Annotated in this window: 12 protein-coding genes; 9 read left to right on the plus strand and 3 right to left on the minus strand. The window is 72.8% G+C overall.

The annotated features are described in order from the left end of the window. The first annotated feature begins 178 nt into the window (after positions 1–178). Positions 179–982, plus strand: coding sequence for an IclR family transcriptional regulator (locus ACZ6I1_RS11445; protein ID WP_469285830.1), 804 nt, complete (start codon positions 179–181; stop codon positions 980–982). Positions 983–1,050: 68 nt separating this feature from the next. Here ACZ6I1_RS11445 and ACZ6I1_RS11450 read toward each other — a convergent pair whose 3' ends face one another. Further along, positions 1,051–1,761: an ABC transporter ATP-binding protein gene (locus tag ACZ6I1_RS11450; protein ID WP_469285832.1), complete on the minus strand. Its 711-nt coding sequence runs from the start codon at positions 1,759–1,761 to the stop codon at positions 1,051–1,053. After that, on the minus strand, positions 1,758–2,879 hold the full coding sequence (locus ACZ6I1_RS11455) for an ABC transporter permease (RefSeq protein WP_469285834.1): 1,122 nt from the start codon (positions 2,877–2,879) through the stop codon (positions 1,758–1,760). The genes ACZ6I1_RS11450 and ACZ6I1_RS11455 overlap by 4 nt, the downstream gene beginning before the upstream one ends. A 134-nt stretch (positions 2,880–3,013) precedes the next feature. Here ACZ6I1_RS11455 and ACZ6I1_RS11460 point away from each other — a divergent pair, with 134 nt between their 5' ends. From ACZ6I1_RS11460 to ACZ6I1_RS11475, 4 genes are all read left to right on the plus strand, one after another. Next, on the plus strand, positions 3,014–4,237 hold the full coding sequence (locus ACZ6I1_RS11460) for a sensor histidine kinase (RefSeq protein ID WP_469285836.1): 1,224 nt from the start codon (positions 3,014–3,016) through the stop codon (positions 4,235–4,237). Further along, complete coding sequence (locus ACZ6I1_RS11465; RefSeq protein WP_469285838.1) at positions 4,237–4,866, plus strand: response regulator; 630 nt, start codon at positions 4,237–4,239, stop codon at positions 4,864–4,866. The genes ACZ6I1_RS11460 and ACZ6I1_RS11465 overlap by 1 nt, the downstream gene beginning before the upstream one ends. Before the next feature lie 195 nt (positions 4,867–5,061). Continuing rightward, the gene (locus ACZ6I1_RS11470) at positions 5,062–5,970 is read left to right on the plus strand and encodes a SigB/SigF/SigG family RNA polymerase sigma factor (RefSeq protein ID WP_469285879.1); all 909 of its coding nucleotides are present in this window, start codon (positions 5,062–5,064) and stop codon (positions 5,968–5,970) included. Between the two features lie 45 nt (positions 5,971–6,015). Next, the gene (locus tag ACZ6I1_RS11475) at positions 6,016–7,740 is read left to right on the plus strand and encodes a PP2C family protein-serine/threonine phosphatase (RefSeq protein WP_469285840.1); all 1,725 of its coding nucleotides are present in this window, start codon (positions 6,016–6,018) and stop codon (positions 7,738–7,740) included. A gap of 46 nt (positions 7,741–7,786) precedes the next feature. Here the strand turns inward: ACZ6I1_RS11475 and yczR are convergent, their stop codons facing one another. Beyond that, entirely contained in the window at positions 7,787–9,277 is a 1,491-nt protein-coding gene (gene yczR / locus ACZ6I1_RS11480; protein WP_469285842.1) for a MocR-like transcription factor YczR, read from the minus strand. A gap of 245 nt (positions 9,278–9,522) precedes the next feature. On the opposite strand from yczR, the gene ACZ6I1_RS11485 reads away from it, so the two are divergent. The 4 genes from ACZ6I1_RS11485 to ACZ6I1_RS11500 all read left to right on the plus strand — a co-directional run bounded on the left by ACZ6I1_RS11485 (position 9,523) and on the right by ACZ6I1_RS11500 (position 14,564). After that, positions 9,523–10,176 (plus strand): nucleotidyltransferase family protein, encoded by a 654-nt coding sequence (locus ACZ6I1_RS11485; RefSeq protein ID WP_469285844.1) that lies wholly within the window; start codon positions 9,523–9,525, stop codon positions 10,174–10,176. Positions 10,177–10,447: 271 nt separating this feature from the next. After that, the gene (gene aceB / locus ACZ6I1_RS11490) at positions 10,448–12,067 is read left to right on the plus strand and encodes a malate synthase A (RefSeq protein WP_469285846.1); all 1,620 of its coding nucleotides are present in this window, start codon (positions 10,448–10,450) and stop codon (positions 12,065–12,067) included. A gap of 288 nt (positions 12,068–12,355) precedes the next feature. Continuing rightward, a complete protein-coding gene (locus ACZ6I1_RS11495; RefSeq protein WP_469285848.1) occupies positions 12,356–13,546 on the plus strand; it encodes a GDSL-type esterase/lipase family protein in 1,191 nt (396 codons plus the stop codon). 49 nt (positions 13,547–13,595) lie between these two features. Next, on the plus strand, positions 13,596–14,564 hold the full coding sequence (locus tag ACZ6I1_RS11500; RefSeq protein WP_469285850.1) for an MTH938/NDUFAF3 family protein: 969 nt from the start codon (positions 13,596–13,598) through the stop codon (positions 14,562–14,564). Positions 14,565–14,632: the final 68 nt, after the last annotated feature.

Consider the following 14,632-nt stretch of genomic DNA (forward strand, 5'->3'; position numbering starts at 1 on the left):
TTTCGCTATACAGAATGTAGCTACCACCACCGGGGAAGGGGAGGTAACTTCCCGAGGACGTCCGCCACCCGGACAAACCGCCTCTGACCGGCGGGGACGGCATCGCCCCTGCACTAGGGCCGAAGCCGACCGACCGGTAGGCTGCTTCCTTGCCTGCCAGCACCGAAAGGACCGCGCCGTGCCGACGTCCAGCGCCAGCACCACCGACGCTTCCGCCAAGACCACCGCCGCCAGCGGTGGCGTCCAGTCCCTTGAGCGCGCCTTCGATCTGCTCGAACGCATGGCTGACGCGGGGGGTGAGGTCGGCCTCAGCGAGCTCTCCGCGGCCAGCGGACTGCCGCTGCCCACGATCCACCGTCTCATGCGGACGCTCGTCGCGTGCGGATACGTCCGCCAGCAGCCCAACCGGCGGTACTCCCTCGGGCCCCGGCTGATCCGCCTCGGCGAGTCCGCGTCGCGGCTGCTGGGCACCTGGGCGCGCCCCTACCTCGCCCGCCTGGTCGAGGAGACCGGGGAGACGGCGAACATGGCCCTGCTCGACGGGGACGAGATCGTCTACGTCGCCCAGGTGCCGTCCAAGCACTCCATGCGCATGTTCACCGAGGTCGGCCGGCGGGTGCTCCCGCACTCCACCGGCGTGGGCAAGGCGCTCCTCGCCTACACCCCGGCCGACGAGGTACGGGCGCTGCTCTCGCGCACCGGCATGCCCGCGGCGACCGAGAAGACCATCACCACGCCCGAGGGCTTCCTCGAGGCGCTGGACCAGGTCCGCAAGACCGGCTACGCGGTCGACGACAACGAGCAGGAAATAGGAGTCCGCTGCCTCGCCGTGTCGGTGCCGAACTCGCCGACCGCCGCCGCGATCTCCATCTCGGGCCCGGCCGGCCGGGTGACCGAGGCCGTGGCCGAGTCCTTCGTGCCGATCCTGCAGACCGTCGCGGCCGAGCTGTCGGTGGCCCTGTCCAACCAGAACCCGGCGTAGCGCAGGCCTGCCCGAACGGCCCCGGCCCCCCCTCGACCAGGGGACCGGGGCCGTCCGCGTCCCCGCGCTCAGGACGCCGGGACCGCGACCGGGTCCGCGACCGGATCCGGGCTCCGGGCCAGGCGGCCGTCGGCCATGGTCACCGTCCGGTCCATCCGCCCCAGGTGGGCGTGGTCGTGGGTGACCAGCACCGTGGCCGTGGAGCGCTCACGGGTCAGCGTGACCAGCAGGTCGAGCACGGCGGCGCCGCGCTCGTGGTCCAGCGCGCTGGTCGGCTCGTCGACCAGCAGCACGGAGGGCTCGTTCATCAGGGCCCGCGCTATGTTGATCCGCTGGCGCTGGCCCCCGGAGAGCTGGTGGGGCCGCTTGTCGGCCTTGTCCGCCAGACCCACCGCGTCCAGCAGCTCCAGCGCGCGCCGGCGCAGCGGGCGCGCGGGCCTGCCCGAGAGGTGCGCCATGACCTGGAGCTGTTCGGCGGCGGTCAGCGAGGCCGGCAGGTTCGGCTGCTGGAAGACGATGCCGATCTGCTCCCGGCGCAGGGCCGACTTCGCGGCGGCGCTCATCTCCGCCGTGTCCCGGCCGGCGACGACCACCCGGCCGGAGTCGGGGGTGACCAGGGTGGCGGCGACGGCGAGCAGGCTGGACTTGCCGGAACCGGAGGGTCCGATCACCGCCGTCAGGGTGCCTGCGGGCACCTCCAGGCAGACCCCGTCGAGCGCGGTGAGCCGGGAGTCGCCATCGGGGTAGGTGAGCGTGACGTCGTGGAGGAGCAGGGTCATCGGGCGCTCCCGAGAGCGGTCAGGGGGTCGACGGCGGTGATCCGCCGGATGGACAGGGCCGCGCCCAGCGCGCCGAGCGCGATCAGCACGGCGGCCGGGACGAGCACGGTGGCGGTGTCGAGCACGAAGGGCACGTTCCCGCCGCTGATCAGCGCCCCGAAGCCGGCGGCCAGGGCGGTGCCCAGTCCGGTGCCGGTCACGAGCATCACCACGGCCTGCCCGAGGGCGTCCTTGAGGAGGTACGGGGTGGAGGCACCCAGTGCCTTCAGGACGGCGATGTCCCCGCTGCGCTGGATGGTCCACACGGTGAAGAAGGCGCCCGTCACCAGGGCCGAGATGGCGAAGAGGAAGCCGCGCATCAGCTGGAGCGAACCGTTCTCGGCCTGGTAGGAGCCGATGGCGCCCAGGGCCTCCTCCACGGTCCGGACCGCGGTGCCGGCGGCCTCGTCGGCGGCGGCCAGGTCGATGCCCTCGCCGGAGACGGCGACGACGGTCGCCCAGGTCTGCGCGGTCTGCGCGGTCTGCGGGTTCTCCGCGGTCTCCGGGGACGTGCCGGGGTTTCCGATGCGCTGCCAGTCGTTCAGGTCCATCCAGACCACGGGGGTGTGGCTGTACGCGGCGGTGCCGGAGACCGCGGCGACGGCGAGGTCGAGCGGGCCGATCTTCAGCCTGGCGCCCGCGGTGAGGCCGCCCAGCTCCTTCGCGGCCTTCTCGGTGAGGACCACCTGGCCCGTGGCGAGGCCCGCGCCGTGCGGGGCAAGCCCCCCGGCCGGCTCCACGCCGAAGGCGGACACCGCGGCGGTGCGCCCGCCCGCGGCGGCGTTGGCGGTACGGATGCCCAGCGGCTCGGCGGCGCTCACCCCGCGCCGCCCCCGCCAGGTCTGCCAGGCCCTCTCCGGGACCTGGGAGTGGGTGAAGGACACCTGCTGGTCACCGGCGGGCGCGGCGAACGCCAGATGGGTGGCGGGCAGCCCGGTGACGGCCGAGACGTTCTCCCGGGCCAGACCGGCGGTGAGTCCGGACAACAGGCCGACCAGCAGTGTGATCAGCAGGACGACCGAGCCCATGAGGGCGAACCGGCCCTTCGCGAACCGTAGATCTCTCCATGCGACGAACATGTCCCCCACCGTGGTCTTCCGCCCCGGCCCGAGGCATCGCGCCGCGGTAGCGATCCTCGGATCGAAGGGTGCACCGAGAGATCAACCCTTCGATTGACCGGGGCCGCCCGGGCCCGACTTACGCTGGTCCGGCGATGACTCCTCCCGTTCCCCCGGTTCCCCCCGTTCCCGCCGCCCCCCGCCCCCTCACCCCCGTGTCCGCCGTGCTGCGGCTGTGCCTGCACGCCCTGCTGCTGGGGCTGCTCGCGCTGGCCGCCGGCCGGGCGCTGGCCGACTCCGCGCCCCGGGCCGGCTGGGTGGTGGCCGTCTGCGCGGTACTGGCCGCCGTGTACGCGGGCGGTGTACGCACCCCCGCGGTGCACCGCTCCCGGCGCGCCGGGGCGGTGTGGCTGGCCGCGCTCGGCGCGATCTGGGCGGCCCTGCTGGCGGTCTCCCCCGACGGGCTGTGGATCGCCTTCCCGCTGTACTTCCTGGAGCTGCACCTGCTGCGGCTGCGCTGGGGTGTCGCGGCCGTCGCGCTGACCGCCTGCACGGCCATCGGGGGGTTCCTCGCGCACAGCAGCGCGGTGCCCCCGGGAGCGTTCCTCGGGCCGCTGCTGGGCGCGGCCGTGGCGGTGGCGACCGTACTGGGCTACCAGGCGCTGTACCGCGAGAGCGAACGCCGCCGCGAGCTGATCGAGGAGCTCATCACCACCCGGGCGGAACTGGCCGCCGCCGAGCGGGGCGCCGGGATCCTCGCCGAACGGGAACGCCTCGCCCGGGAGATCCACGACACCCTGGCCCAGGGGCTGTCCTCCATCCAGCTGCTGCTGCGGGCCGCCGAGCGGGCCCTCGGCGAAGGTCCGCCCCAGGAGGCGGCGCTGGCGCACATCGCGCAGGCGCGCGAAGCCGCCCAGGAGAACCTCGCCGAGGCGCGTCGTTTCGTACGGGCCCTGACCCCGCCGGATCTGGAACACGGCTCTCTGCCGGCGGCCCTGCGGCGGCTGTGCTCCGGCGCGCCCTGGCCGCGCGTGCGGTTCTCGCTGAGCGGCACGCCGCGGGTGCTGCCGACCCCGTACGAGGTGGCCCTGCTGCGGATCGCCCAGTCGGCGCTGGCCAACGTGGTGCGCCACGCGCGGGCCAAGCGCGCCGAGATCACGCTGACCTTCATGGACGCCTCGGTGACGCTGGACATCGTGGACGACGGGCAGGGCTTTGACCCTTCTTCGGCCGCCGCGGCGTCGGGGGACGGGGGCTTCGGGCTGCCCGCGATGCGCTCGCGCGCCGAGACCCTGGGCGGGCTGTTCACCGTGGAGTCCGACCCGGGCCAGGGCACCGCCGTGGCCGTCACCCTGCCGCTGCCCCTGGAGGCCTCCTGATGACCATCCGGCTGCTCCTCGCGGACGACCACCCGGTGGTCCGGGCGGGTCTGCGCGCGGTACTGGACACCGAACCGGACTTCGCGGTGGTGGCGGAGGCCGCGACCGCCGAGCGGGCGGTGGAACTGGCCGGCGCCGAGCCCGTGGACGTGGTCCTGATGGATCTCCAGTTCGGGCCGGGGATGCACGGTTCCGAGGCGACGGCCCTGATCACGGCCCGCCGGGACGCGCCCCGGGTCCTGGTGCTGACCACGTACGACACGGACGCGGACATCCTGGCGGCGGTGGAGGCCGGCGCCTCGGGCTACCTGCTGAAGGACGCCCCGCCGGAGGAACTGGCAGCGGCGGTACGGACCGCCGCGGCGGGCCAGTCGGCGCTGGCCCCGGCGGTGGCGCTGCGGCTGATGGACCGGATGCGGACCCCGGCGGAGGCACTGACGAAGCGGGAGCTGGAGGTGCTGCAGCTCGTCGCGGACGGCCTGTCGAACCAGCAGATCTCCAAGCGGCTCTTCCTCAGCCAGGCGACGGTCAAGTCACACCTGGTGCACATCTACGCGAAGCTCGGCGTCGACTCGCGCACCTCGGCGGTGGCGGCGGCCGCCACCCGCCGCCTCATCCGCACCCCGTAAGGCCGGCCCCGGCGCCGTGGCCGTGGCCGGGACGGACGAAAGTCCCGCGCCGGCGGGCCGGACGGCCCCCTTTGGCGTCCCGGGGGCGTGGACGCGGGCACGGCGGGCAGGCGCACCTGGCAGCCCTGCACCGACGGACGGAAGGACGGGACCGTGCCCGGATCCACCACCCCCATCGATCGCACCACCAGCCGCGTGACCTCGCCGGAAGCGACTGCGCCCGCGTCGGCGGGCGGGCCTGCGAGCGGGCCTGCGCACGCGTCGGTGCCGGACCGTGCCGGGGTGCCCCGGATCGCCCTGGCCCACCAGGTGGCCCCCGAGGACGCCCGGGAGCTGACCGGGCTCTTCTTCACCCGTCTGCGGAGCCTGCCGGAGGGCACGGCGGAGCACCGGTACGTGCGCAACACGCTGATCGAGATGAACATGGCCCTCGTACGGTTCGCCGCACGCGGGTTCCGCAGCGGGAGCGCCGGCGGGGCCGGCGCGGAGCTGGAGGACATCGTCCAGGCCGGCACGATCGGACTGATCAAGGCGATCGACCGCTTCGATCCCGACCGGGGGGTGCACTTCTCCACCCTCGCCCTCCCGTACATCACCGGGGAGATCAAACGGCACTTCCGGGACACCACCTGGGCGGTGCGCGTTCCGCGCAGGCTCAAGGAGCGCAGCATCGACCTCACCAGGGCCGGCGACGACCTCTCGGCCGCGCTGGGCCGCGCCCCCACCGTGCGCGAGATCGCCCGCCACCTCGGCTTGGACGAGGAAGAGGTCATCGAGGGGCTCGTCGCGGCCAACGGCTACTCCACCGAGCCCCTCGACGCCCCGGCGGGCGGTGCGGAACAGACCGCGCCGCGCACGTCCCGCACCCCGGCGGACGCCGCCGGGGAGAGCGACCGCGCCATCGAGCTCTTCGAGGACCTGCACGCCCTGGGACCTCTGCTGCACGAGCTGTGCGCACGGGACCGGGAGATCCTGTACTTGAGGTTCGGACGGGAGATGACCCAGTCCGAGATCGGCGCCGAGCTCGGCATCAGCCAGATGCAGGTCTCGCGCCTCCTGACCCGCATCCTGACCAGACTGCGCACGGGCATGCTCGCCGAATGACCCCGGCGGGACGGCCCGTACCAGCTACCCAGCCGGTGATGACCCATGAGTCCCTTGATCCCGCAGGACCCCGACACGCTCAAGCAGTACCTCGCGCGTGAGGTCAGAGCCTTGCGGGAGGCGGCCCGCCACGGGGCCGGCGTCCGGGTCGACGAACGCCCGGCGGGGGAAGGGGCCCCTCCGGCGGACGAGCGCGTGGACGTCTGCTCGTGCGGCAGTCCGGGGCCCGGCCACGGCTGCAGCGACGGCGCGGAGGAACACGACCCGTGGGAGTGCGTCTGCGCGACCCTGCCGGCCATCCCGCTGTCGGCAGCGCTGTTCATCCCGGTGCGCGACGAGACCGGGCGGACGGTCGACTTCACGGTCCAGGCCGGCAACCACGTCCGCGCGGCCGACTGGCTGGAGGCTCCGGACCGCCAGATCGGCCGGCGGCTGCTCGAAGTCCAGCCGGGGGCCGCGGTCGGCGGGCTGGTCGGGGCTCTGGACTCCGTGCTGAGTACCGGCCGTGCCCTGAAGGGGTACGCCCTGGACTACACGGAGCAGCGCAGCGACGGTCTGCACCGCACGAAGCTCCTGTACGACGCCTCGTCCTGCGGCGACAAGGTGCTGGCGACGTGGCGGGCGGCCCACAACCGCATGGAACTGCTCTCCCTGGACGCGCAGTACATCGGGTCCATGGGCTGGGGCACCTGGGACCTGCTGTCCGGCGAGGTCGCCTGGTCGGAAGGGCTCTCGTCGATCTTCCGCAACGATCCGTCCCGGCCTCTGACCCTGGCCGAACTGTGCGACGTCGTCCTGCTGGACGACGTGGCGCGCCTGGGAAAGTTCCTGCTGGCGTTGATCGACGGCGAGGAGCCGTCGGGGACCGAGATCCGCTTCAACGTGCTCGGGGAGGTGCGCACCCTTCACCTCGTGGGGCATCCCGTCATCGCGATCGACGGACTCCCCTGGTCGGTGCACGTCATCGCGCGCGACCTGACGTCCCAGGTGCGCAGCCGGCAGCGGCTTGCCGCGACGCGCAGGCAGTCGGACCGGCTGAGGGAGGAGGCGGCCGCCGAGCGGCGGGTCGCCTCGGCTCTGCGGGAGGCGCTGCTGCCGACGCACTCGGCCGCTCTCGCCCAGGCGGGCCTGTCCGTGGCGGCGGCTTACCTGCCGGCGGAAACGGATGCGGCGGTGGGCGGCGACTGGTACAAATGCCGCCTGCTGCCGGACGGCCGGACCCTGCTCGCCATCGGTGACGCCTGCGGGCACGGACTGAGCGCGGTCGCCCGGATGGCGCAGCAACGGCACGCCCTCGCGGGCCTGGCCCACGCCCCGGGGACGCACGCGGGCCAGCTGACCACCTGGCTCAACGAGCTGCTGTGCGCCGACCCGGTCGCCGAAACGGCGACCGCGATCATCGGGCACATCGACGGGGAGCGGCGGTTCCGCTGGGCGTGTGCCGGCCACCCGCCGCCGCTGCTGCTGCGTGACGGCAGGGCCTCCGTGCTGGACACGGAGCACCGCGGCCCCCTCTTCGGGCTCCTGCCCGGGCACGAGTACGGGACCGCGACCGCGGACCTCCTGCCCGGTGATCTCCTGCTGCTCTACACGGACGGCATGGTCGAGCGCCGGGGTGAGGACATCGCGGACAGCATCGACATCCTGCGCAAGGTACTGACGGGGTGCAGCGGGCTCGACCCCCAGGAGACCCTCGACCGGATCATGGAGGCGTACACGCCCGAGGAGCACGAGGACGACACCTGCCTGGTGGCGCTGGGCGTCGGCTGATACCCCCGCCCTGCGACCGGGGCCCTGCGGGCTGCTGCCCGTACGGCTATGCCACCCAATAGGGCCGGTCCACCGCCGGGGCGAGCGGGACCCCGTCGTGGAAGGCCTGGGCGAGGAGCCGGACGCCCTCGTCGAGGCGGTCGGCGGGCAGGGTGTACGGGATCCGGAGCCGGTGCTCGAAGGTGCCCGGGTCCACGCCGAAGCGGGCGCCGCGGCCGATGTGCACCCCGGCCGCCGCGGCCCGTTCGGACAGGGCGGAGCTGACGGGCTCGCCGAGGTCGACCCAGAGCGAGAGCCCGCCCGGCGGGAGCTGCCAGGACCATTCCGGGGTGTGCCGCTGGAGGGACTGCACCAGGGCCTCGCGCCGGATCCGCAGCTGCGCCAGGCGCGCGGGCAGCGAGCGCTCCATGCTCTCCATCAGCGGGAGCGCGACCAGCTGGTCGAGGACCGAGCCGCTCATGTCGGCGGAGACCCGTACGGACGTCAGCTCGGTGATCATTTTGGCGGTGGCCCGGATCCAGCCCACCCGCAGGCCGCCCCAGTGCGTCTTGCTGAGCGAACCGATGGTGATCACGTGTTCGGCGCCGCCGCGCGGGGCGAGCGAGGCCAGCGGCGGGGGCGCGGGCACGTCCAGTGCGATGTCGGCGATGGTCTCGTCGACGACCAGCCAGGTGCCGGCGGCCCGGGTCGCCGCGAGCAGCCGCAGCCGCTGCTCCGCCGGCATCAGCGCGCCGGTCGGGTTGTGGAAATCGGGGATCACGTACGTCATCCGGGGCACGGTCTGGCGCAGCGTGGACTCGGCGATCTCCATGTCCCAGCCCGCGTCGGAGACGGCTATGGACCCGGTGCGCAGCCGGGCGTGGCGCAGGGCGTCGAGGGCGTTGGCGTAGGTGGGGTTCTCGGTGACGACCCGGTCCCCGGGGCGGCAGAGCAGGCTGACGACCAGGGCGAAGGCCTGCTGGGCGCCGGCCGTGACCAGGATCTGCTCGGGGCGGGTGGGCAGGCCGCGCCGGGTGAACCGTTCGGCGACGGCCCTGCGCAGGTCGGGGAGGCCGAAGGGGTGGTAGCCGGGGCTGCGGGCGAGGCGGGGCAGCCGCGGGGCGGCCCAGGCGAAGGCCTCGGAGAGGCTGTCCTCCGGGGCGCCCATGGCGGCGATGGCGAGGTCGATCCCCGGGTCGCCGTCGGGCCGGCCTCCGGTGCCGCCGCCGATGAGGCCCGGCGAGCCGACCGGGAGGTGGCCGTCGGGGAGTTCGGTCCAGGTGCCGGAACCGCGGCGGCTGCGGAGGTAGCCGCTCTCGCGCAGCAGGTCGTACGCCCCGGTGACGGTGGCCCGGCTGGCGCCGACCGCCTCGGCGAGCTCGCGCTCGGCGGGCAGCCGTACGTGCAGGGCGATGCGCCCGTCGAGGACCAGGGTGCGCAGGGCGTCGGCGAGCGCCCGGTACCCGGGGCGGGCCAGCACCTCCGCGGGGAGCAGCGCCGCGAGCTGACGGCTGCCGATCGTTCTGTCCGCTGTCTGGACCACTCGCCCGTTCGCCATGCCAACCTCCCCTGATTGGCTCTGACGGCCAGGCCAATCAGGGACCAGACTCGCCGCATTGGCCCCCGATTGGCAAGGAGACGCGTGATGTTGACCGACCGTGACGAACGAGCCCTGCTGGCTGCCGCCGAGAACCGGATCTCCCCTCCGCTGCGGATGGGGGCCGCGCTGGCCTCCGTACGGCGCTCGCTGGCGCGGCGCACGCGGCGCAGCCGGGTTTCCCCGGGGGAGCGAGAATCGGTGGCATGTCAGCCGATTCCCACACGCCTTCCGACTCCGCTCCCCACTCCGCTCCCCCCACCGGCGCACCGGTGATCGCGGGCCTGCTCCTGGCGGCGGGCGGTGGCCGCCGCCTGGGCGGCCGGCCCAAGGCCTTGCTCCCGTACCGCGGCCGCCCGCTGGTGGAGAACGCCGTACGCGTACTGCGCGAGGCGGGCTGCGGTCCCGTCCACGTGGTGCTCGGCGCCTCGGCGGCCGAGGTCCGCGAGCGCGCGGACCTGTCCGGATGCGTGGTCGTGGACAACCCCGACTGGGCGCAGGGCATGGGCTCCTCCCTGCGGGTCGGCCTCGCGTCCCTGGCCGGTACGGGCGCCCGCGCGGCCCTGGTCTCCCTGGTGGACCAGCCGGGCATCGGTCCGGCGGCCGTGGGCCGGGTACGGGAGGCGTACCGCTCCCCCGCCAGCCTGGTCGCGGCGGCCTACGGCGGGGAGCGCGGCCATCCGGTGCTGTTCGGCTCGGACCGGTGGGCGGACATCGCGGAGACGGCCGACGGCGACAAGGGTGCGCGTGTCCACCTGACACGGCACGCGGCAGAGCTCACTCTGGTGGAGTGCGCGGATGTGGCCGAACCCTTCGACATCGACGTGCCGGCCGATCTGGCGCGGCTCGAGCGGAACTGAGGCGCGTTCGGGCAGCGCAGGGCGTGACCGGTGTGGCACTGAGAGCCATACCGTGGGCAAAATCTGTCGACTCGGAGAATCTCGATATCAACAAACCATTGAACTTCCACCATGAGGAAATTACTATCCACTGGTCAGAAGCGCCCTGAACCCACAGACGGCGCCCGCGACCGTAGTTTGGAACTCTCCACCATCGACGGCACTCCGTGCCGTCCGCGCGCGAGCATTCCCCCGCGGCCGCCAGGCACCGCCGCTGCAAGGAGTGACAGATATGTCCGCACCAGCGCCGTCATCGCTGGCCATCGTCGATGCCGAACCCCTGCCCCGACAGGACGAAGTCCTCACAGAAGCGGCGCTGGCCTTCGTGGCCGAGCTCCACCGGCGGTTCGCCCCGCGCCGGGCCGAGCTCCTCGCCCGGCGTGGCGAGCGGCGCGCCGAGATCGCCCGCACCTCCACGCTCGACTTCCTCCCGGAGACCGCACAGATCCGCGAGGCCGACTGGAAGGTCGCGCCGGCCCCGGCCGCGCTCAACGACCGCCGCGTGGAGATCACCGGTCCGACCGACCGCAAGATGACCATCAACGCCCTGAACTCGGGCGCGAAGGTCTGGCTCGCCGACTTCGAGGACGCCTCCGCCCCCACCTGGGAGAACGTCGTCCTCGGCCAGCTCAACCTGATCGACGCCTACGAGCGCCGGATCGACTTCACCGACGCCCGCACCGGCAAGGCGTATGCGCTGAAGCCCGCCGAGCAGCTCGCCACGGTCGTGATGCGGCCGCGCGGCTGGCACCTCGAGGAGCGCCACCTCCAGTTCGAGGGCGGCCCGGCCTCCGGCTCGCTGGTGGACTTCGGCCTGTACTTCTTCCACAACGCGAAGCGTCTGATCGACCTCGGCAAGGGCCCGTACTTCTACCTGCCGAAGACGGAGTCGCACCTGGAGGCGCGCCTCTGGAACGAGATCTTCGTCTTCGCCCAGGACTACGTCGGCATCCCGCAGGGCACCGTCCGCGCCACGGTCCTGATCGAGACGATCACCGCCGCGTACGAGATGGAGGAGATCCTCTACGAGCTGCGCGACCACGCGGCCGGCCTGAACGCGGGCCGCTGGGACTACCTCTTCTCCATCGTCAAGAACTTCCGTGACGGCGGCGAGAAGTTCGTCCTGCCGGACCGCAACGCGGTGACGATGACCGCCCCGTTCATGCGGGCGTACACCGAACTCCTGGTCCGCACCTGCCACAAGCGCGGCGCGCACGCCATCGGCGGCATGGCGGCCTTCATCCCGTCCCGCAAGGACGCCGAGGCGAACAGGATCGCCTTCGAGAAGGTCAAGGCCGACAAGGACCGCGAGGCCGGCGACGGCTTCGACGGCTCCTGGGTCGCCCACCCCGACCTGGTCCCGATCGCGATGGCCTCCTTCGACGCCGTGCTCGGCGACAAGCCGAACCAGAAGGAGCGCCTGCGCGAGGACGTCTCGGTGGCTCCGGGCGAGCTCATCGCGATCGACTCGCTGGACGCGAAGCCCACGTACGACGGCCTGCGCAACGCCGTCCAGGTCGGCATCCGGTACATCGAGGCCTGGCTCCGCGGCCACGGCGCCGTCGGCATCTTCGGCCTGATGGAGGACGCGGCCACGGCCGAGATCTCGCGCTCGCAGATCTGGCAGTGGATCAACGCCGGCGTCGTCTTCGAGAACGGCAAGACCGCCACGGCCGAGCTGACCCGCACCATCGCGGCGGAGGAACTGGCCGCCCTGCGCACCGAGCTCGGCGAGGAGGCCTTCGCGGCCGGAAAGTGGCAGCAGGCCCACGACCTCTTCCTCCAGGTCTCCCTGGACGCGGACTACGCGGACTTCCTCACCCTCCCCGCATACGACCAGCTGGTCGGCTGAATGTCTGAATTCGACTGAAACGCACAGCAGTCGAACGCAGCCCCCTCCGCCCCCGTCGCCTTTCCGGCGCCGGGGGCGGAGTGGTTTTTGGGCCACTTCGGGGCGATCAGGGAGGGCGGGGCCGAACGACCGGTCGGTTGTTACTCGTTCGTAACATGACTGTACCTAGCGGTAACAAGTGGGCGCGTGTCACCTTTCCGGTGCCACCGGCCGGCGGTAACCCCCACTTCCCCAGCCATGCGGCGGAGTTGTCCTGGCTCCCGCATGGCCGACCGCAGGAGTTCCGCCGTGATCGGATTCCGCACCGCCAGCAAGGACCGGGCCGGCAGTCGTGTGCGACGACTGGCCGGGGCCGGAATGGTTCTGCCGCTCGCCGTCGGCGCACTGATGTCCGCCGGCGCCGGGACCTCCGCCGCCAGTCCCGGCAGCGGGCCCACCGCCGTGGTCTCCATGGGCGACAGCTACATCTCCGGCGAGGCCGGGCGCTGGAAGGGCAACAGCCTGACCAACACCGGGAGCCGCAACGGCACCGACCGGGGCTGGGTCAGCGGCAGCAGTTACGATCCCGGCAAGGTCTACGGGACCACCGCGGGCGGCTGCCACCGCTCCGACTCCGCCGAGGTGCGCAGCGCCGGGGCGATCGCGGACGTGGCGGTCAACCTGGCCTGTTCCGGGGCCACGTCCGAGAACGTGTTCCGCGCCTCGAACGGCGGGGTGGCCTTCAAGGGCGAGGCTCCGCAGGCCGATCAGCTCGCCGCGGTGGCCGCGAGCCACAACGTCAAGGTCATCGCCCTGTCCATCGGCGGGAACGACCTCGGCTTCGCCGAGATCATCAAGGACTGCGCGTACGACTTCATCATCTGGAACTCGTACTGCTACGACGACCAGCAGTACGGCGTGGACCAGAAGATCGACGCGGTGATGGGCGCGGTCGGCAAGTCCGTGGACGAGATCCGGGCCGTGATGCGCGGGGCCGGGTACGCCGACTCCTCCTACCGGATCGTGCTGCAGTCCTACCCGTCGCCGATCCCGCGCGGTGCGGAGAACCGGTACACCCAGAGCGACTGGAGCCGCCTCAACACCGGCGGTTGCCCGTTCTGGAACCGGGACTCGGACTGGGCCCGGGACTCGCTCGTCCCGCAGATCGCGAACCGCATCAAGGGTGTCGCGGCCGCCAAGGGCGTGCAGTTCCTGGACCTGCGCGACATGCTCCAGGGCCGCGAGGTCTGCGCCAAGGCGAGCAAGCAGGTGACCTCGACGGTCCCGGCGTCGGCCACGACGAGCGAGTGGGCGCGCTGGATCGACAACAACGAGTCGCAGGGCCTGATCCAGGAGTCCATGCACCCGAACTACTTCGGCCAGCTGGCCGCGGGCCGCTGCCTGGCCCTGGTCGTGGCACAGCCCGCCGCGTCCGGGTTCGGCTGCAAGAACACCGCCGGTGCCGATCAGAGCGGGATGTACCTGACGCCCGCTCCGTAACGGGAAAACCCGATGGTCCACGGCGGTACGGGCTGGCATGCTGCCGCGCATGGCAGCCCGTACCGCACGTCCCAGTCTCTACATCTCCGTCGACATCGAGGCCGACGGACCCATTCCCGGCCCGTACTCGATGATCAGCTTCGGGGCCGCCGTCGCCGGGCGGCAGGACGGCGGGTCGTATACGGCCGCCGATCCCGAAGAGCTCACCTTCTACCGGGAGTTGCGGCCGATCGCCGAGGACTTCGTACCCGAGGCGCTCGCGGTGAGCGGGCTCGACCGGGACCGGCTGGTGCGCGAGGGCGCCGATCCGGACACGGCGATGGCGGAGTTCCGCACGTGGGTGCGGGAGGTCTCGGCCGGCGCCCAGCCCGTGATGTGCGGCTACCCGGCCTCCTTCGACTGGACCTTCCTGTACTGGTACCTGATGCGCTTCGGCGGCGACAGCCCGTTCGGCCACTCCGGCTGCCTGGACATGAAAACGCTCTACGCGACGAAGGCGCGCGTCCCGCTGCGGGCCGCCGTCAAGGGCAGGATGCCGCGCGAGCTGCGGTCGCGCCGGCGGCACACGCACCACGCGCTGGACGACGCGATCGAGCAGGCCGAGCTGATGAGCAACCTGATGCTCTGGAGTCCGCCCGCCCAGGCCGCCTCCCCCGCCGCCTCCCCTCGCGTCACCCACCTGGCGTGGGGGCGCATCGAGGCCGAAGGGCTCGCGCCCGGCAAGGACTTCAAGCTCTATCCCGGCGGCGGCCGGCCCTGGGACTGGTCCGAGCACGGCACCCGCCACGACCCCGGCGTCCCGCCGCAGGACGTACGTGAACTCCTCGACCACGGCGCGCGGGTGGTCGTCCTGAGCCGGGGCATGGAGGAGCGCCTGGGGATCATGCCGGAGACCCTGGAGGTCCTGCGGGCGGCCGGGGTCGAGGTGCACGTGGAGGAGACGAGGGCGGCGGTGGCCCTGTACAACCGGCTGACCGCGACCGAACGCGTCGGCGGCCTCTTCCACTCGACCTGCTGACGGCCGCCCGGAACGGCGTGCATACCGGCGCGTCGGCGCGCACGCCACACCCGCAGTGGGTGGCGTGC

The sequence above is a fragment of the Streptomyces sp. NPDC046303 genome, assembly GCF_055588085.1.

What these genes read in the sequence shown, in the direction of transcription:
- ACZ6I1_RS11450 (WP_469285832.1), bottom strand. Translation starts at nt 1,761, where the DNA reads ATGACCCTGCTCCTCCACGACGTCACGCTCACCTACCCCGATGGCGAC.
- ACZ6I1_RS11455 (WP_469285834.1), bottom strand. Translation starts at nt 2,879, where the DNA reads ATGTTCGTCGCATGGAGAGATCTACGGTTCGCGAAGGGCCGGTTCGCC.
- ACZ6I1_RS11465 (WP_469285838.1), top strand. Translation starts at nt 4,237, where the DNA reads ATGACCATCCGGCTGCTCCTCGCGGACGACCACCCGGTGGTCCGGGCG.
- yczR (WP_469285842.1), bottom strand. Translation starts at nt 9,277, where the DNA reads ATGGCGAACGGGCGAGTGGTCCAGACAGCGGACAGAACGATCGGCAGC.
- ACZ6I1_RS11500 (WP_469285850.1), top strand. Translation starts at nt 13,596, where the DNA reads ATGGCAGCCCGTACCGCACGTCCCAGTCTCTACATCTCCGTCGACATC.
- ACZ6I1_RS11485 (WP_469285844.1), top strand. Translation starts at nt 9,523, where the DNA reads ATGTCAGCCGATTCCCACACGCCTTCCGACTCCGCTCCCCACTCCGCT.
- ACZ6I1_RS11475 (WP_469285840.1), top strand. Translation starts at nt 6,016, where the DNA reads ATGAGTCCCTTGATCCCGCAGGACCCCGACACGCTCAAGCAGTACCTC.
- ACZ6I1_RS11460 (WP_469285836.1), top strand. Translation starts at nt 3,014, where the DNA reads ATGACTCCTCCCGTTCCCCCGGTTCCCCCCGTTCCCGCCGCCCCCCGC.
- aceB (WP_469285846.1), top strand. Translation starts at nt 10,448, where the DNA reads ATGTCCGCACCAGCGCCGTCATCGCTGGCCATCGTCGATGCCGAACCC.